Genomic DNA, 18,174 nt, shown 5'->3' on the forward strand with positions numbered 1-18,174 from the left:
TCCGCGGGCTCATGGAAGCCTGGTAGTGAGGCGGACGATCAGCCCGAGGCACCCTCGCTGATCTGCTGCCACGTGTTGGGCTGGGACAGCATCTTCTGCAGGTAGGCCATGTTCTCCTGAACCTGTTCGGCCGGCAGGTCCTCGCTCGCAAGCTTGCTCGCCTCGTCGAAGCGGCCTTGCAGGCCGACGACCAGAGCAAGGTTCTGGCGAATGCGCGGCTCGGTCTTGGAGCGCGGGATGGCATCGGCCTGGCGCAAGGTTGTCTCGGCCTGCTTCAGGTCGCCCTCAAGTGCAAAGGACATGCCCATGTTGTTCTGTACCGAGAGGTTCTGCGGGTCGAGCGTCAGCGCCTTCTGATACTCAGCGCGTGCCTTCTGATAGAGGCCTTGCTGGTCATAGGCGGAACCGAGTGCCGAATGTGTACGCCAGTCCGCATCGCCAGACTGCGCGGCGCGTTCCAGCACGGGGACCGCTTCGTTGGACCGCCCGATGCTCACAAGCTTGCGGCCATAGAGACTCGCGAGCTTGGTGTTGGCCGGGTTGAGGGCAACAAGCTTGCGGTAAACCTCGAGCTGCTTCTTGCTCTGGCCGATGGATTCGAGAGCATTGGCATAGGCAAGGCCCTTGCTGACGTTCTTTGGGTCGGACTCCCATTTCTTGCTGAGTTCCGCGGTAGCCTCATAAGAGACTGGCACAGAGGTGGAGGCTGTGGAGAGATCGCTGGAAGAATCGAGACTGGAGCTTGACTGCTTGCAGCCGGCAAGGGCCGTCGCCGATGCCAAGGCAAAGAGAATAGCAATGTACCTGCCGCAGCGCGCCATGATCGAACTCCAACACTTCAGTCGTGGAATGATCTTTGGCGGCGACTGGTCAATAATTGATTAACCATACGCGTTAACCGGGTTAAGAGAACTCAATTCATCAGGAGCTTGCCCATGCACGATCCCGCCGACCTTCTTCTCAGCCCCTCCCAGCGCGGCATTCCGCTGTCAGTCATTCCGGCCGACGGGTGGAGGAAGGCGCGCGCCGAACTCGATGCCGACGCGCGGGCCTGGACGGATGCCCATGGCTTCAAGGCCCAGCCGGGCAAGGTCCTCGTGGTGCCGGGTCCCAAGGGTGCGATCGGCCGTGTGCTGGCCGGTGCGCCGTCCGATGCCGATCCCTTCTCGCTGTCGAAACTGTGCCGGTCGCTTCCGGACAACACCTATGCTCTCGACGGCGCGATCGGAAATGCGGAGCTGTTCGCGCTCGGCTGGTGTCTCGAAGCATATGGGTTCGACGTCTATGGCAAGACTATGCCGCCGCTGGCGAAGCTGGTGTGCCCTAAGGGCGTGGACCGCGAGGCGGTACTCCGCGCCGCGAAAGCCACCTATCTGGTACGCGATCTCATCAATACGCCCGCTTCCGACATGGGGCCGGACGAGCTTGAGGCGGCGGCCCGCGCGGTTGCTGCGGCCTACAAGGCAAAGCTGAAGGTCACATCCGGGCGCGCTCTCGAAGAGGGCTTCCCGATGATCCACGCGGTCGGGCGCGCCAGCCCGCAGGCGCCGCGCCTCATTGATTTCTCCTGGGGACCGGCGGGCGCCCCCAAGGTGACGCTCGTCGGCAAGGGTGTCTGCTTCGATACGGGCGGCCTCGACATCAAGTCCGCGTCCGGCATGGCGCTGATGAAGAAGGACATGGGCGGTGCCGCCAATGTGCTCGGCCTCGCGCAGATGATCATGGGGGCGAAGCTCAAGGTGCGCCTTCGCGTGCTGCTTCCGGTGGTCGAGAATTCGATTTCGGGCAATGCCTTCCGGCCGGGCGACGTGCTTGTCAGCCGCAAGGGCATCACGGTTGAAATCGGCAACACCGATGCGGAGGGCCGGCTTGTGCTGGGCGACGCGCTGGCGCTTGCGGACGAGGAGAAGCCCGACCTGATGGTCGACATGGCAACGCTCACGGGTGCCGCCCGCGTGGCGCTGGGTCCTGACCTGCCGCCCTTCTACACCAATGATGACGCACTCGCCGAGGCCATCGCCGTAGCTGGACGGCGCGAGAACGATCCCGTCTGGCGGATGCCCTTCTGGCAGCCCTATACGCGGCTGTTCGAATCCGGCGTGGCCGACATGAACAACAGCGGCGATTCAGGATTTGCGGGCTCGATCACCGCTGCCCTGTTCCTCAAGCGTTTCGTGGAGCAGGCGAAAGCCTACGTCCACTTCGATGTTTTCGGCTGGACGCCCATGCCTCGCGCGGGACGGCCCAAGGGCGGCGAGGCGCAGGCCATGCGAGCGCTGTTTACGGTAATCCGGGAACGCTACGCCAAGTAGCTTGCGCGGGCGTGGGATTCCCGCCAGACTGATACGGCTCCGAAACGACCCCCCGGTTGCGCAGGAAGGTCCCGTATGCCCGTTGCGTTGACGACTGCCCAGGCTCTCACCCTATGGCATGATGTGTCGCTGTCGATGGTGAAGGATGACGAACCGGATCTCTCCATCCGGCAGATGTCCATCCTCCTCACCATCTATCTCGAAGCGCCGCCCCACACGGTGCGCGGCCTCGCGGGAAAACTGGGCGTATCGAAACCCGTCATCACGCGGGCGCTCGACTCGATGGGAAAGCTTGAACTGGTGACCCGCAGGCGCGACGAGAAGGACCGCCGCAACGTGCTCATCCAGCGCACCGTGAAGGGCGCGCTTTACCTCGAACGCCTTGCGGACACGATTGGCAATATCTCGCGAAGCATCTAACACGTTACTCCATGACCAAGCTCGACCCGCGCCTCAACGCCTTCCGCCCCAACCTTGCTGACATGGCCCTCAAGGGCCAGGTAGAGGCCGCCAGCTATATCGAACCGCGGAACATGCAGGTGATCGAGCCCGTCATCGGCGTGCACAAGGCACCGCGCTTCGATGCCATGCAACTCACTCAGGCCCTGCTGGGTGAAAGTGTGAAGGTCTTCGCCGAAGAGGAGGGTTGGGCTTGGGTTCAACTCGAACGCGACGGCTATGTCGGCTACGTCAACGCCAATGCGCTGAGCGGAAACATCCTGTTGCCGACCCATCGCGTCGCGGTGCCGTCGACCTTCATGTATCCCGAGCCCAACCTCAAGACGCAGCCCGCCGTGCTCCTGACCCTGAATGCGCAGGTGACGGTCACCGGTGGCGACGAAAAGTTCTCGAGACTCTCAAACGGCCGCTTCGTCTTCACGCCCCACCTGAAGCCCGCACAATCCTTTGAGGCAGACTTTGTTGCGGTTGCCGAGATGTTCCGGCACGTTCCCTATTACTGGGGCGGCAAGTCAGTGCAGGGGCTTGATTGTTCAGGGCTGGTGCAAGTCGCGCTGGAAGCCTGCGGAAGGCCAGCGCTGCGTGACAGCGACATGCAGGAGAACTCACTCGGCCAGAAGCTGATGGTCAATGATCTCGACGGGTTGCGGCGCGGCGATCTCGTCTTCTGGGACGGCCATGTCGGCATCATGAGGGACGCCGCGACTCTCCTTCACGCCAATGGCCATCACATGATGGTGGTGGCTGAGCCCCTGAAGGAAGCGGTCGACCGCATTGCGGCGCGCTACGGGCAGATCACCTCGATCAAGCGGCTCTAGCGCATTGGGCGAACAAGTGGAATCACTTGCGAAGCGGAAAATGCGCCAGATTGAAAGCGTTCGAGCAACTTGTCGGCGGTCATCTGACCGCCGGTTGCTCTAATACCCGCGCGCCCGGTCCACCAGATTGTCCAGCGCTTCGCCGCGCTGGTGCTTTGCAATGTTGCCCGCCACATAAGCGCAGATCGTCTCGGGGTCGCTGTCGGCGGCGCAATGCGGCGTGACCGTCACCTTGGGATGGGTCCACAAGGGGCTGTCCTCTGGCAGTGGTTCCGTCGTGAACACGTCAAGCGTTGCCGCATGAAGCTCGCCAGCATCGAGGGCGGCCAGAATATCTTCCGCCACCTGCTGGCGGCCACGGCCGGCATTGATGACGATGGGAGCGCCGAAGGGGCCTTTCCGCGACAGCTTGCGGATCGTTTCGCGGTTGATGATGCCGTCGGTGTCGGCGGTCGCCGGCAGAAGCGAAACAAGAACGTCGGTGCGGGCGAGGAAGGCATCGAACTCCGATTCGCCTGCAAAACTTTCCACACCCGGAATGGTCTTGCGGCTGCGGCTCCAGCCTGCGACGCGGAAGCCCAGGTCGCGCAGGCGTTCGGCTGAATCCGCGCCCATCACGCCCATACCCATGATGCCGACGCTCAAGTGCTTGGCGGCATGCGTGGGGAAACTGTCCCACACCCGGCGCTTCTGGTTCTCGTCCAGCCGGCGCTGCTGGCGGTGGTGCATCAGCACGTGCAGCACGATATATTCCGTCATGCGGCCTGTCAGGTCGGGATCGTTCACGCGCACGATGGGGATGTTGTCCGGCAGGGTCGGGTCCTTGAGGATTGCGTCGACACCCGCCCCAAGCGACATGATCACCTTGAGGTTCGGCAGGCTCTTCACCACGCCGGGCGGCGGCAGCCAGGCGGCACAATACTCGATATCCTCAAGGCGCCCCATGGCGTCTGGCCAGGCACGCACATCGAGGCCGGGCGCCACCTTGCGCATGGCGGAGGTCCACACGTCGATCGGCCATGTGGGCAGAATGAAAAGAAAAGCCATCTACTGATTCACCACACCTTCGGGCGCGACCTTGAGGTTCAGGGCCGCCGCAATGAGAGCCTTGGTATAGTCGGTCTTCGGGTTGGTGAAAACCTCTGCCGTAGGCCCGCTCTCCACCGTCACGCCGTTCCGCATCACGATCACTTCGTTTGCCAGCGCGCGGACCACTTTCAGGTCATGGCTGATGAACATGTAGGCGAGGTTGTGGGTTTTCTGCAGACCGCGCAGCAGGTCCACGATCTGCGCCTGCACCGACATGTCGAGGGCAGACGTCGGCTCGTCCAGCATGATGAACTTCGGCTCCAGCGCCAGCGCACGCGCAATGGCGATGCGCTGCCTCTGGCCGCCAGAGAACTCATGCGGGTAGCGATCCATGGTCGAGGGGTCGAGGCCCACTTCGGTCAGGGCCTTGGCGACGACATCGCGGCGCTGCTGATAGGAGAGCGAGCGGCCTTGCACCGTCAAGCCTTCTTCCACGATCTGCTGGATCGACAGGCGGGGCGAGAGGGAGCCGAACGGATCCTGGAAGACGATCTGCATCTCCTTCCGCAGAGGCCGCATCATGGACGTGTTGTAGCCGTCGATGCGCTGGCCCATGTAGACGATGGGGCCTTCGGAGCGGATGAGCCGCAGGATCGCGAGGCCGAGCGTAGTCTTGCCAGAGCCCGATTCACCCACGATTCCCAGCGTCTGGCCGCTTCGCACCGTGGCATCGACGCCATCCACCGCCTTGATGTGGCCGATGGTCTTGCGGAAAAATCCGCGCCGGATCGGAAACCAGACCTTGAGGCCCTTTGTTTCGACGACGACGGAAGCCGTGGGATCGCTCGGCGGCGGCGCGCCCTTGGGCTCCGCCGTAAGCAGCATCTGCGTATAGGCGTGCTGGGGATTGGCGAAGACCTCTTTGGCGTCTCCCGCCTCGACCACTTTCCCCTTTTGCATGACCACCACCGTGTCGGCCATGTGCCGCACGATGCCAAGGTCATGGGTGATGAGCAGCAGCGCCATGCCGTATTCCTGCTGGAGTTCCTTCAGCAGTTTCAGGATCTGCGCCTGCACCGTCACGTCGAGGGCCGTCGTCGGTTCGTCGGCGATCAGCAGGTCGGGGTTGTTGGCGAGCGCCATGGCGATCATCACACGCTGGCGCTGGCCGCCCGAGAGCTGATGCGGATAATCGAGCAGCCGCGTTTCGGGATCGCGGATGCCAACCTTGGTCAGGAGGTCGACAATGCGCGCGCGTGCCTTCTCGCCCTTCAGGTTCTGGTGCAGCTCCAGAATCTCGCCGATCTGCCGCTCGACCGTGTGCAGCGGGTTGAGCGAGGTCATCGGCTCCTGGAAGATCATGGTGATGTCGTTGCCGCGCACGCGCCTCAGGTCGCGCTCGTCGGCATCGAGCAGTTCCTCGCCCTTGAACTTCACCGATCCCGATGGATGCGAGGCAGAAGGGTAGGGCAAGAGCTTGAGGATCGACAGGGCGGAGACGGACTTGCCCGAGCCCGACTCGCCCACCAGCGCCATCGTCTCGCCCCTGGCGATCGAGAAGGACACCTTGTCCACGGCGAGCGATGTCTTGCCGCCCTGGTGGAAGGCGACGGACAGGTCCTTCACGTCGAGAAGCGGCTCGCTCATGAGAAGGTCTTCCGCGGATCGAGTGCATCGCGCACCGCTTCACCGATGAAGACGAGCAGCGTCAGCATGACGGAGACCACGAAAAAGGCGGTGATGCCCAGCCATGGCGCCTGAAGGTTGTTCTTTCCCTGGGCGACGAGTTCGCCCAGCGAGGGTGAGCCAGGGGGCAGGCCAAAGCCGAGGAAGTCGAGCGAGGTGAGCGTCGTGACAGAGCCTGAGAGGATGAAGGGCATGAAGGTGATGGTCGACACGATGGCATTGGGCATCAGGTGCTTGAACATGATGCGGGCATCCGACAGGCCGAGCGCGCGGGCGGCCCGCACATATTCGAAATTGCGCGCCCGCAGGAATTCTGCGCGCACCAGTCCGACGAGTCCCGTCCACGAGAACAGCACGAGTATGAACAGCAGGATCCAGAAGGTGGGCGTGATGAAGGCCGCGAGGATGATCAACAGATAGAGCGTCGGCATCGACGTCCAGATGTCGATGAAACGCTGGAACAGCAAATCCGTCCAGCCGCCGAAATAGCCCTGAACCGCGCCCGCTGCCATGCCGATAACGGATGAGAACAGCGTGAGGATGAGGCCGAAGAAGACCGAGATGCGGAAGCCGTAGATGAGACGTGCCACCACGTCGCGGCCCTGGTCGTCGGTGCCCAGCCAGTTCAGGTTACCGAACGTGCAGTTGGGATCCGTCGCACCATTCTGGAACTTGGCGCAGGCCTCTTCACGCGTCAGCTTGTAGGCGGGAGGTGACGGTGCGGGCCGTGGCAGCTCGTTGTTGACGGTGTTGTAGGAGTAGCGGATCGGCGGCCACAGGATCCAGCCATTGGCTTCGATTTCTTCCTGGTTCACCGGATCGCGGAAATCCGTGCGGGCAAGGAAGCCGCCGAACTTCGATTCGGGGTAGTCATAGAAAGTCGGATAGAGGAACTCGCCCTTATAGGAGACGAGGATCGGCCGGTCGTTGGCGATGAAGGGCGCGAACACCGACATGAGGAAGAACACGAGAAAGATCCAGAACGACCAGTAGCCGCGCTTGTTCTGCTTGAACAACTGCCAGCGCCGTTCGTTGAGGCCCGAGAACTTGAAGAGTGCCATGGCCTAGACATCCCGCCGTTCGAAATCGATGCGGGGATCGATCCAAGTATACATGAGGTCCGATATGAGGCCGATGACAAGGCCCACCAGCGTGAAGATGTAGAGATTGGCGAAGACGATCGGATAGTCGCGGTCGAGTGCAGCCTTGTAGGTGAGGTAGCCCAGCCCATCGAGCGAAAACACGGTTTCGATCAGCAGCGAGCCCGTGAAGAACGCGCCGAGGAAGGCACCGGGGAAACCCGAGATGACCAGCAGCATGGCATTGCGGAAGACATGGCCATAAAGCACCTGGCTCTCGGTCAGTCCCTTGGCCCGCGCCGTCGTCACGTATTGCTTGCGGATTTCATCAAGGAAAGAGTTCTTGGTCAGCAGCGTCATGGTGGCAAACCCGCCGATGCCCATGGCGATCAGGGGCAGCACCAGATGCCAGGCATAGTCCATGATCTTGCCGAACCAGCTCAGGCTTTCGAAGTTGTCCGAGGTGAGCCCGCGCAGGGGGAACCAGCTGAAGTAGCTTCCGCCTGAGAATACCACAATCAGCATGATCGCCAGAATGAAACTCGGAATCGCATAGCCGATGATGATGACGCCGGAGGTCCAGACATCGAATGTCGAACCGTCGTTGACCGCCTTGCGGATGCCGAGCGGGATCGAGACCATGTACTGGATGAGGGTGAGCCAGAGGCCCAGCGAAATCGATACCGGCATCTTCTCGACGATGAGGCTGATGACCGAGCGGTCGCGGAAATAACTCTCGCCGAAATCGAAGGTGATGTAGTCGCCGATCATCTTCATGAAGCGTTCGGGCGCAGGCTTGTCGAAGCCGAACTGCTTTTCCAGCGACTTGATGAATTCCGGATCGAGGCCTTGCGCGCCACGGTACTTGAAACTGGTCGCGTCGCCGGGAATGGCCTGGTTCTGCTGGCCGCCGGCCTCGTTGCCGGTGTTGCCGCTCACTCGGCCCGTCGAGTCGGTGTCGGTTCCCTGCATCTTGGCGATGACCTGCTCGACAGGTCCACCCGGAACGAACTGGATGACGGCGAATGTCATGAGCATGATGCCCAACAGCGTCGGGATCATCAGGAGCAAGCGTTTGAGGATATAGGCGCCCATGAAGCGGGATCAGTTTCCGTTGGCGATTCGTGCGGCCTTGGTCTCGTCATACCACCAGGTATCGAGGATGCCACGGTCGTATTTGGGTTTTATGGGCGGCCTGCCGAACTTGTCCCAATGGGCCACCCAGTGGCTGCCCTTGTGCCAGTTAGGCACCCAGAACTGCTCGGCGCGCAGCACGCGGTCCAGCGCCCGGCCGGCGACTTTCAGCTCCTCGCGCGACTTCGCTTCGACCACCTTGTTGATCAGCGCGTCGATCTCGGGGCTTGCTACGCCCGACATGTTGTAGGTGCCGGGCCGGTTGGCGGAGGATGAGCCGAAGAAGATGCGCAAGCCGTCGCCGGGGGTGAGCCCCGACATGAAGCGGCTGGAAATGACGTCGTAGTCATAGTTCTTCTGGCGGTCCTGGTACTGCGCCTCGTCCACCGTGCGGATGGTGGCATTGACGCCGATGAGCTGCAGGTTGCGCACATAGGGCCCGAGGATGCGCTCAAAGACCGGGCTGTCGATGAGGAACTCGACGTCCAACGTCTTTCCCTTGGCATTGCGGCGGACCGAGCCTTCGGCTTTCCAGCCTGATTCGTCGAGCAGCTGCGAGGCCTCGCGCAACAGCTTGCGATCCTGGCCTGAACCATCCGACACCGGTGGCAGCGGCGCTTCGCCAAACACTTCTGGCCTGAGACTGGCGCGGAAAGGTTCAAGCAGTGCCAGTTCGTCAGCCGGCGGAACGCCTACCGCCTTCAAGGGCGACATTTCAAAGAAACTGGCGGTTCGGTCATAGGAGCCGAAGAACAGGTTCTTGTTGGTCCATTCATAGTCGAAGGCGAGGTTCAGCGCCTTGCGGACGCGGATGTCCTTGAACGTGTCCCGCCGCAGATTGAAGAAGAAGCCTTGGGCGCCCGAGGGTGTCTCGTCGGGGAGAACCACCTGAACGACCCGGCCAGCCTTCACGGCGGGAAAGTCATAGCCCGTCGCCCAGTCGCGCGAGGTATATTCTTCCCGGAGATCGATAACGCCGGATTTCAAGGCTTCGAGAGCCGCCGTGCGCTCGCGGAAATAGTCGAAGCGGATTTCATCGAAGTTGAAGCGGCCCCTATTCACGGGCAGGTCCTTCGCCCAGTAATCGTCCCGGCGGCCATAGGCCACATATTCACCGGGCTTGAAGGACTTCACCTTGTAGGGACCGGAGCCCAGCGGCGGCTCAAGCGAGGTCTTCGCGAAATCGACTTTCGCGTAATAGGCCTTGGAGAAGATCGGCAATCCGGCAACGGTCAGCGGCAGGTCGCGGGTGCGCTCGCCCTTGAAGCGATAGGCCACCTCGTGCGGCCCTTTCACGTCGCAGGCCTCGACATCGCGGATCGTGATCTTGATCCGCTCGTCGCCTTCGGTCGACAGCAGCCGGAAGCTGTCGCACACATCCTCGGCGGTGAGTGCCGTGCCATCGGCGAACCTCGCCTCGGGGCGCAGCAGGAAGGTCACGGATTTGCTGTCAGGCGAAACATCGCCGGTCGTCGCCACGAGGCCATAGACGGCATCGGGCTCGTCCGCGGCGCGCGCCATCAGGCTGTCGAACATCAAGGCAAAGCCCTGCACCGGATCACCCTTCAGGATATAACCGTTGAAGCTATCGAAGGTGTCGCGCGGAACGGGGCCGATCAGCGATATCTTTCCGCCCTTCGGCGCATCGGGATTGACGTAGTCGAAGTGCCGGAAGTCAGCCGGATACTTGAGATCGCCGAACACCGACAGCCCGTGACGCGGCCCGGCGAGCGAGTCCGCGGGCAGGAGGGTCAGAGCGAAAAGCGCCGCCGCAATCCGCTTCACTGAGAGGCCACCTTCTTCGCCTTTTCCTCATCCCACCACCATGTCGTGGGGAATCCCGTCGACAGGTCCGGCAGCTTCTCGGGACGCCCGAAACGATCCCAGCGCGCGGTGCGCTCATAGTCGATGTACCACATGGGCACCACGTAATGATGCCATATCAAGGCACGGTCCAGCGCCTTGCAGGCGGTGACAAGGCTCGCACGGTCGCGCGCAAAAATCAGCGTTTCAACAAGCTTGTCGATCGCAGGGTTCCTGATACCGGCCAGATTGCGGCTGCCGTTGCGCTCCGCCGCCTCGCTGCCCCAGAAGTCGCGCTGCTCGTTACCGGGCGACAGCGACTGCCCCCAGTTGCCGACGATAATGTCGTAGTCGAATGTCTGCGTGCGGCGCTCGTACTGGGCGCTGTCGAGCAGCGTGGTGATCTTCACGTCGATGCCGAGCAATTCGAGCTGCTGCTTGTAGGGAAGGGCGATCCTCTCGAACAGCGGAGAGTCGAGAAGAATCTCGAACTTGAGGCTCTCGCCCCTGGCATTCTTCAACACCGAGCGGCCACCGTCCTGCGTTACCAGCCAGCCGGCCTCTTCCAGAAGCTTCGAGGCCTGCCGGAGATTCTTGCGGCGGTTCTGCGGCGTGTCATTCACCGGGTTCGTGTATTCTGCGGTGAAGACTTCCGGCGGGAGTTCCGCCTTCAGCGGTTCGAGGATCGCCAGTTCCTCGGGCGAGGGAAGACCTTTCGCTTCCATCTCTGAGTTGTTGAAATAGCTCCGTGAGCGCACATATTGGCCAAAGAAAAGGTTGGTGTTCGACCACTCGAAATCGAAGGCATAGTTCAGGGCCTGCCGCACCTTCGGATCCTGGAATATGCCGCGGCGGAGGTTCATCGCCCAGCCCTGCATGCCCTCGACCTGCTTGAGGTGAATGTCTTCCTTGATGACGCGGCCGGACTTCACGGCGGGGAAGTCATAACCGGTTGCCCACGTCTTGGAGGAATTCTCTGAGCGCCAGTCGTACTGGTCACCCTTGAATGCTTCGAAGGCCACATTGGCATCGCGGAAATAAACGTATTCCACTTCGTCAAAATTGTTCTGACCCACGTTGACCGGGAGGTCTTTGCCCCAGTAGTCGGGCACACGCTTCATAAGGATCGAGACGCCGGGCTTGATGACGCTCGCCACATACGGGCCGGAGCCCAAGGGCGTTTCGAGCGTCGTCTCCTTCACGTCGCGCTGTCTTCCATCTGCATTCATGGCCGTCCACCAGTGCTTCGGCAGCACCGGCAATTGGCCGGTGATCAACGGCAACTCGCGGTTATCTTTCATCGTGAAGGTGAAAGTCACCTCGTGCTCGCCCGTCTGTTCGGCCTTGGCGATGTTCTTGTAATAGAAATTGTAGAAGGGATTTGCGTCCCGCAGCGACTGCATGCTCCAGATCACGTCGTCCGGAGTCATCGGTTTTCCATCATGGAAGCGGGCCTCGGGACGCAGGCGGTAGACCACCATGGAGCGATCCTCGGGGTGCCACACGGCGTTGGACACAAGTCCGTATTCCGTCGACGGCTCGTCCAGGGCCGATGTCAACAGGGTGTCGTTCGACAGCGCCGGGCCTGGCTCACCCTTGTAGCTGTAGGGGTTCAGGCTGTCGAAAGACCCCACGATGCCGAAGCGCACCCGGCCGCCCTTCGGGGCATCCGGGTTCGTATAGTCGAAATGGGTGAAGTCCGGTTTGTACTTGACGTCATCGAACAGGGTGAGGGCGTGCCGGAACTCACGGTCCTCCGCGTGAGCGAACTGGACCCCCACGACGTGAGCCGCCGGAGCGAGGCCGGCGATCTTGAGCAGGGTGCGGCGGTTCATCGGCATGGAGGGAAACCTTCGGGACATGAATCTCGAGTCAAGCATAGACAGGGCAGCGGGCAAAAGAAAACACCGGCAAGAGACTTGCCGGTGTTAAATTTTGATGAGCTTTGCGGCGTTTACGGGGCGGGGAAGGGCACGGGCGTGGGCGCCAGTGTGGCAAGATAGGCCAGCAGGTTGGCGCGGTCGGCATCCTTCTTCAGTCCGCCATAGGCCATCTTGGTGCCCGGAATGGCGCCCTTCGGATTGAGCAGGAACTCGTTCAGCGCCTCGTATGACCACGGCTCGGCCTTCTTGGCGGCCATGGCGTCCGAATACGAAAAGCCCTCATGCGCGGCATGATTGCGGCCAACGATCTCATAGAGATTGGGACCCACCTTGTTGGGGCCACCGGATGTGAAATCGTGGCATGCGGCGCAGGCCTTGGCGACGGCCTGGCCCTTGGTGGCATCGGCCGATGCGAGCAAGGTGCCAAGCGACACTGCCGGGGGGGCTTCCTCGCCGCCAGCCGCTGTTTCGCCGGTTGCTGCCTCAGCCACCTCAACCGCGAAGCCCGGCTTCTCCGGCGCTTCCTGGTGATAGATGACCTTGGAGAGTTCGCTCAGCCCGAACACGACAAGAGCCGTCCCCAGAAGCGCACCCGCGATCTTGTTGAATTCAAAGCTGTTCATCGAAGGATCAGACCCCTTGAGCCGTCAGTCGGGCGCGGAAACTAGTGCTTTCTCATCGGCATCGCAATACGTATAAGAGCGGCTGTACCAATTTGCCGCGCCCGAGCTTAAGTCCATGATTGAAAATCAGAATACCATCGTCGTCATACCTGCACGTATGGCGTCCACGAGGCTTCCCGGCAAGCCGCTGGCCGATATCAACGGCCTTCCCATGATCGTGCATTGCTGGAAGCGGGCGGTCGAAGCCAACGTCGGACAGGTGCTGGTGGCAGCGGCGGAAGTCGAAATCGCCGATGTCATCAAGTCGCATGGCGGCGATGCCATCGTCACAAACCCGGCCCTCCCCTCAGGCTCCGACCGAATCGCGGAAGCGCTGTCGCTGCGCGATCCGCAGCGGCGCTTCGGCTTCGTGGTCAATCTGCAGGGTGATCTTCCGACCATCGATTCGCTGTCGATCCAGCGCTGCCTTGCAGGCCTGGTGAATGAGGCCGCGGACCTTTCAACGATCGCGGCCCGGATCGAGACGGCTGAAGACATTGCGAACCCGAACATCGTCAAGGCCATCGCGCCCTTGAGCGATGAGCGCGAGGTGGCCTTCGCGCGCGACTTCGTGCGGAACGTGGGGCCGGAACATGAAGCCCCTTACTGGCATCATATCGGGGTCTATGCCTATCGCCGCCCGGTGCTGGAAAAGTTCGTGTCGTTGCCCGTCAGCGCGCGCGAGGCAGAACGCAAGCTCGAGCAGATGCGTGCCTTGGACAATGGCATGCGCATCGTGGCGGTGCGGGTTGACAAGGTGCCCCTTGGCGTCGATACGCCGCACGAACTCGAAACCGCCCGCCGCATGCTGAGGAAGTCCTGATGCCCTTGAAGATCGCCTACCAGGGCGAACCCGGCGCCAATTCGCACATTGCCTGCCTGGAAGTTTACCCGGCCTGCGAGCCCATGCCCTGCGGCACCTTCGAGGATGCCTTCCAGGCGGTGGTCGACGGAGACGCCGATCTCGCGATGATCCCCATCGACAATTCGGTTGCGGGCCGCGTGGCCGACATCCATCACCTGCTGCCGCGTACGAACCTCTACATCATCGGGGAGCACTTCCTGCCCGTGCACCATCAGCTGATGATCGTGCCGGAGACGGAGGCTTCGCGCGTCAAGTCGGTGCATAGCCATGTCCATGCGCTGGGCCAGTGCCGCAAGGTGATTCGTGAACTCGGCATCAAGCCCGTCGTCGCCGCCGACACGGCAGGTGCGGCGCGGGAATTGTCCGAGGGCCGCGATGCCACGCGCGCCGCGATCGCCTCGCGGCTCGCCGCCGACATCTATGGCCTCAAGATCATCCGCGAGGACATCGAGGACGAGAGCCACAACACCACGCGCTTCGTGATCCTGTCGGCAACGCCCCAGGATGCCGAGCCCGAGGACGTGCCCGTCATCACAACCTTCGTCTTCCGTGTACGGAACGTTCCGGCGGCGCTCTACAAGGCCATGGGCGGCTTTGCCACCAATGGCGTCAACATGACAAAGCTCGAATCCTACCAGCTCGAGGGGCAGTTTTCGGCAACGCAGTTCTATGCCGACATCGAGGGGCACCCGTCCGAACGGAACGTGCGTCTGGCGATGGAAGAGCTTGAATTCTTCACCAGCTACCTGCGGGTTCTCGGAATCTACAAGTCCTCGCCGCACCGCGCCGAGATCGCGCGCCGGATGCAGCTGCAGCCCTGAGGCTGGTTCAGAGGCCGAGGGCCGTCTTCACGAGGTCATGCGCGATCGCCATCGGGTTGGCCGCGTAGAGGTTCTGCGGATGGGTGCGCTCGACCATCATCCGCGCTTCTTCCGGCGAGAACCAGCGCGCGTCTTCCAGTTCCTTCTGGTCGAGCGTGATCTCGTCCGACAGGGCCTCGCCGATCAATCCGATCATCAGGTTCGACAGGAAAGGCCAGGGCTGGCTCGTCACGTAGCGCACGGCGCCGACCCTCACGCCGGACTCCTCGAACACCTCGCGGCGGGCTGCATCCTCGATGGTCTCGCCCGGTTCCACGAAGCCCGCCAGCGCCGAATACATGCCGGGTTTCCACGCGCTCTGCCGCCCCAGCAGGATGCGGCCCTCGTGAACGACCACCATGATGGCCACGGGATCGGTGCGCGGGAAATGGTCCATGTTGCAAGAGGGGCAATGCCGGCGATATCCGGCATCGGCGATTTCATTTTTCGCACCGCAGTTGGAGCAGAAGGTCCGTCGCTCGTGCCACTGGATCAGCGAGCGGGCCTGCGCGAGGATTCCAAGCTGTTCGGGCGGCAGTGCCTCTTCCATCGCGAGGCTGCGAAGGTCGCGTAGGCCCTCGGTTTCATCCGTCTTGCAGGCAAACCACGGCGTCAGCATGGAATCGAGCCCGAGGAAGACGGTGAGCGGGCCGGTCTCGGCATTGCCTGTCAGAAGCTGGCCGTCGCGCAGCACCGCGGAATCGCCCGATATCCGCACCAGCTTCGCATCGGGCCTTGCCCGTTGCGTGGCGATCCAGCTTGCATCCGGACGGTCATTGGCTTTGCGGTCGAGGGTATTGACGACATAGGCGAGCGGCATGAATGCAATCCGGAAACGAAAAACGCACCCGGCTTTTCACCCGGATGCGTTTTGGCTGCAAGCGGAATGCAGGTTCAGCTGGTGGCGGCCTTGGGAGCCGCGCCTTCGCGTTCCTTCAGCATGCCATCGACCACGACGACGGTGCGTTCGAGATCGGCGATGGCATCCTCGAGTTCGACGCGCTGCTTGCGGAGCGCCTCGAGGCGTTCACGCATCTTTGTGGAGGCGATGCGGAGCTGCGTCAGCTGGCCGTCACGCAGATTGTAGAGATCGAGCATTTCCTTGATCTCTTCAAGCGCGAAGCCGACCTTCTTGCCGCGCAGGATGAGCTGCAGGCGGGCGCGGTCACGGTAGCTGAACAGCCGTGTCCATCCACGGCGCGCGGGATGAAGAAGGCCCTTCTGTTCGTAGAACCGGAGGGTGCGGGGCGTCACGTCAAATTCCCGGCAAAGCTCCGTGATCGAATAGGTCCGGTCGCGGTTGGACCGGTCTTTCATTTCTGCTGCAGTCATTGGTACGCTCCAAGCGGATTGGCTTTCGCCGATGGGTCAACATATAGGCGCATCGGATTCAGTTGTGTATCCCCCGCGTCAATTACATCGCTGTGGGGCCGGAATTTTCCGCAATCATGGTTAGATGTCGTCTCTGGCGAAGCGATCAACTGCCCCCTCCGACCGACGATTCGCGCCAAAGGATCAACCGCTTAACTGAATATTTACCAAACCCGTTAACTTTTGGACAGGGAAATCCTGCGCCGTTTCCAAGGTCATCACCCGATGACCGTTGGAGCAAGCGCCGCCAGACGAGAGAAAAAGCACAATGAAACCGGGCATTCCTTGGAGCGTCAAAGGCATCGAACCAGAGGTTCGCGAGGCGGCAAAGCATGCTGCGCGGAAGGCTGGCATGACACTTGGTGAATGGCTGAACACGGTGATTCTCGACCAGAACGAGCAGGGTGCCAGCCCATCTCCGGTCCAGAACCAACAGGATGCGGAAGAATTTTCCGCGCCGTCCGAACCGGCCGCCCATCGTCCGGCACCCCGGCGCGAAGAACCAGTACGCCGCGAGGAAAGCTCGCTGCGTCTCGAAGACATTGCTCAGCAACTTTCGCAGCTGGCTCAACGTGAGCGCGAATCCGCCACCATCATGTCCTATGAGCCGCCTCGTCCGCAGGCCGAGGATCGTGACACGATGAACCGCATCCTCAGCCGCATCGACAACAACGAGCGGCAGGCCGTCGAGGCCTTCACGGCCGTCAACGAGCGCCTCTCGGTGCTCGGCCGCCAGATCGCCATGGCGGCAAAGCCCAGGACCTTCGAGAAGCCCGAGGATGTCCCTGGCTTCTCCTCGCTTGAAGCCGCGATCCGCAATGTCGTCGAGCACATCGAGGTCAGCGAGAAGCGCACCCGCGATGGCCTCAAGTCGATGCAGGACCGCCTTGGCGAAATGGCCGAACGCGCCACGCACCCCGGCAATCCCGATGACCTCCTCAGGTCGGCACCCGCTTTCACCAGCCTTGAGTCCCGTTTGGCCGAAATGTCGAATCGCATCCAGCGATCCGAGAGCCTGCTTCATGCCGGCCTGCCCGATCTTGTGAAGAAGGAGCTGAACCAACTCGCCGACCGGATCGAGAGCGTGAAGTCCTCGGCCGAGTCGATGGCCGAACAGGCCCAGTCAGCTGCCGCCGGTATCGCGCGGAACGAGCTGCGCGACATCGAAACCCGTATCCTCGGCGTTCTCAAGGAGGCCCAGGCGACCATCGGCAGCCAGCAGTCGACGGCGGCTGATCTGCTGCGGCTCAGGGGCGAGATCGGCGGCCTCAACAAGCGCATCGATGACGTCAAGACCTCGACCGCGACCGACCGCGACGTGCATGCGCTGCGCGTCGCCGTCGAACAGCTCTCGACGCGCGTCGCGCAGGGAACCGACACACGGCCCATGGCTGACATGGAGCGGCGCATCGGCGATCTCAGCCGCAAGATCGAGCAGAATACCTCCGCCACCCGCAACCTGCCGCAGTTCGGCGAACTCGAGCGGCGCATCGCGGAACTCGACCATCGCCTCGGCGAGGCCATGCGCCTCCAGGGCGACCACAAGGCCATCGAGAACCTGGAGCAGCATATCGCCGCGGTGAACGATCGCGTCGGCCGCACCGAACAGCAGCTCGGCCATCTGGAGACGATGGAGCGTGCGATCCACCAGCTCTACGAGAGCCTGGAGCAGAACCGGTCACATGCCAGCCAGACTGCGGAAGACGCAGCCAGCCGCGCCGTCGAGCGCTTCATGGCGGCGCAGACCCATGAAGGGCCCTCGCCGGAACTCCGGGCGATGGAAGAAGGTCTCCGTGCCGTCCGCGAGAGTGCGGCCGGTGCCGAGCAGCGCAACCAGGAGACCCTAGAGGCCGTCCACGAGACGCTGGAACAGATTGTCAACAAGCTGGCGGAACTCGAGACCGCCTCGGCAGGGCATCAGCTGGCCGTCAACATGGCGCAGCATGCTGCGGCACAGGCGCAGACCGAAAACCCGGCTCCCGCCCATCTACCCCCGACGCAACCCGAGCCGCAGGCGCCGTTCTTCGATCCGACGGGCGCATTCGACCAGAATGTCTTTGCGGCTCCCGCCGAACCCGTTCCAGCTGCACAAACCTATACGGCTGAAGCCAAGCCTGCTTCCGTTGAGGAGGTTGCGCCTGCCGCCGCCGCGCCGGACTTCTCCGCGGGCGCCGCTGCGGGCCTTGGCGAAGGTGACGATTTCATCGCCGCCG

Annotated in this window: 16 protein-coding genes; 6 read left to right on the plus strand and 10 right to left on the minus strand. The window is 62.3% G+C overall.

The annotated features are described in order from the left end of the window. Positions 1-38: 38 nt before the first annotated feature. Entirely contained in the window at positions 39-821 is a 783-nt protein-coding gene (locus ACEW8Q_RS20595; RefSeq protein ID WP_373505944.1) for a tetratricopeptide repeat protein, read from the minus strand. 114 nt (positions 822-935) lie between these two features. Between ACEW8Q_RS20595 and ACEW8Q_RS20600 the strand changes: the two genes are divergently transcribed. The 3 genes from ACEW8Q_RS20600 to ACEW8Q_RS20610 all read left to right on the plus strand — a co-directional run bounded on the left by ACEW8Q_RS20600 (position 936) and on the right by ACEW8Q_RS20610 (position 3,589). Beyond that, positions 936-2,312, plus strand: coding sequence for a M17 family metallopeptidase (locus tag ACEW8Q_RS20600; protein ID WP_373505945.1), 1,377 nt, complete (start codon positions 936-938; stop codon positions 2,310-2,312). Positions 2,313-2,387: 75 nt separating this feature from the next. Next, complete coding sequence (locus ACEW8Q_RS20605) at positions 2,388-2,732, plus strand: MarR family transcriptional regulator (protein WP_373505946.1); 345 nt, start codon at positions 2,388-2,390, stop codon at positions 2,730-2,732. A gap of 11 nt (positions 2,733-2,743) precedes the next feature. Continuing rightward, positions 2,744-3,589, plus strand: a complete 846-nt coding sequence (locus ACEW8Q_RS20610) for a C40 family peptidase (RefSeq protein ID WP_373505947.1) — start codon at positions 2,744-2,746, stop codon at positions 3,587-3,589. A gap of 99 nt (positions 3,590-3,688) precedes the next feature. Here the strand turns inward: ACEW8Q_RS20610 and ACEW8Q_RS20615 are convergent, their stop codons facing one another. The 7 genes from ACEW8Q_RS20615 to ACEW8Q_RS20645 all read right to left on the minus strand — a co-directional run bounded on the left by ACEW8Q_RS20615 (position 3,689) and on the right by ACEW8Q_RS20645 (position 12,826). After that, complete coding sequence (locus tag ACEW8Q_RS20615) at positions 3,689-4,636, minus strand: 2-hydroxyacid dehydrogenase (RefSeq protein ID WP_373505948.1); 948 nt, start codon at positions 4,634-4,636, stop codon at positions 3,689-3,691. Next, positions 4,637-6,265 carry an ABC transporter ATP-binding protein gene (locus tag ACEW8Q_RS20620; protein WP_373505949.1) on the minus strand — a complete coding sequence of 543 codons (1,629 nt, stop codon included), beginning with the start codon at positions 6,263-6,265 and terminating at the stop codon, positions 4,637-4,639. Beyond that, a complete protein-coding gene (locus ACEW8Q_RS20625; protein WP_373505950.1) occupies positions 6,262-7,365 on the minus strand; it encodes an ABC transporter permease in 1,104 nt (367 codons plus the stop codon). Before ACEW8Q_RS20625 ends, ACEW8Q_RS20620 begins: the two co-directional genes overlap by 4 nt. A gap of 3 nt (positions 7,366-7,368) precedes the next feature. Then, on the minus strand, positions 7,369-8,478 hold the full coding sequence (locus ACEW8Q_RS20630) for a microcin C ABC transporter permease YejB (RefSeq protein ID WP_373505951.1): 1,110 nt from the start codon (positions 8,476-8,478) through the stop codon (positions 7,369-7,371). A 9-nt stretch (positions 8,479-8,487) separates the two neighbouring features. Beyond that, a complete protein-coding gene (locus ACEW8Q_RS20635) occupies positions 8,488-10,302 on the minus strand; it encodes an extracellular solute-binding protein (RefSeq protein ID WP_373505952.1) in 1,815 nt (604 codons plus the stop codon). Continuing rightward, the gene (locus tag ACEW8Q_RS20640; RefSeq protein ID WP_373505953.1) at positions 10,299-12,161 is read right to left on the minus strand and encodes an extracellular solute-binding protein; all 1,863 of its coding nucleotides are present in this window, start codon (positions 12,159-12,161) and stop codon (positions 10,299-10,301) included. The genes ACEW8Q_RS20635 and ACEW8Q_RS20640 overlap by 4 nt, the downstream gene beginning before the upstream one ends. A 113-nt stretch (positions 12,162-12,274) precedes the next feature. Continuing rightward, positions 12,275-12,826, minus strand: coding sequence for a cytochrome c family protein (locus ACEW8Q_RS20645; RefSeq protein WP_373505954.1), 552 nt, complete (start codon positions 12,824-12,826; stop codon positions 12,275-12,277). Between the two features lie 115 nt (positions 12,827-12,941). Here ACEW8Q_RS20645 and ACEW8Q_RS20650 point away from each other — a divergent pair, with 115 nt between their 5' ends. Further along, positions 12,942-13,688, plus strand: coding sequence for a 3-deoxy-manno-octulosonate cytidylyltransferase (locus tag ACEW8Q_RS20650; RefSeq protein ID WP_373505955.1), 747 nt, complete (start codon positions 12,942-12,944; stop codon positions 13,686-13,688). Continuing rightward, entirely contained in the window at positions 13,688-14,551 is an 864-nt protein-coding gene (locus tag ACEW8Q_RS20655) for a prephenate dehydratase (RefSeq protein WP_373505956.1), read from the plus strand. Before ACEW8Q_RS20650 ends, ACEW8Q_RS20655 begins: the two co-directional genes overlap by 1 nt. Positions 14,552-14,558: 7 nt before the next feature. Here the strand turns inward: ACEW8Q_RS20655 and nudC are convergent, their stop codons facing one another. Both nudC and ACEW8Q_RS20665 read right to left on the minus strand, forming a co-directional pair. Continuing rightward, on the minus strand, positions 14,559-15,410 hold the full coding sequence (nudC, locus tag ACEW8Q_RS20660) for an NAD(+) diphosphatase (RefSeq protein ID WP_373505957.1): 852 nt from the start codon (positions 15,408-15,410) through the stop codon (positions 14,559-14,561). A 74-nt stretch (positions 15,411-15,484) separates the two neighbouring features. After that, a complete protein-coding gene (locus ACEW8Q_RS20665; protein WP_373505958.1) occupies positions 15,485-15,922 on the minus strand; it encodes a MerR family DNA-binding transcriptional regulator in 438 nt (145 codons plus the stop codon). A gap of 391 nt (positions 15,923-16,313) precedes the next feature. Here ACEW8Q_RS20665 and ACEW8Q_RS20670 point away from each other — a divergent pair. Beyond that, the coding region (locus tag ACEW8Q_RS20670) for a hypothetical protein (protein ID WP_373505959.1) at positions 16,314-18,174 on the plus strand (1,861 nt) is incomplete at its 3' end.

The sequence above is a fragment of the Aestuariivirga sp. genome, assembly GCF_041738905.1.
Lineage (GTDB): Bacteria > Pseudomonadota > Alphaproteobacteria > Rhizobiales > Aestuariivirgaceae > Aestuariivirga.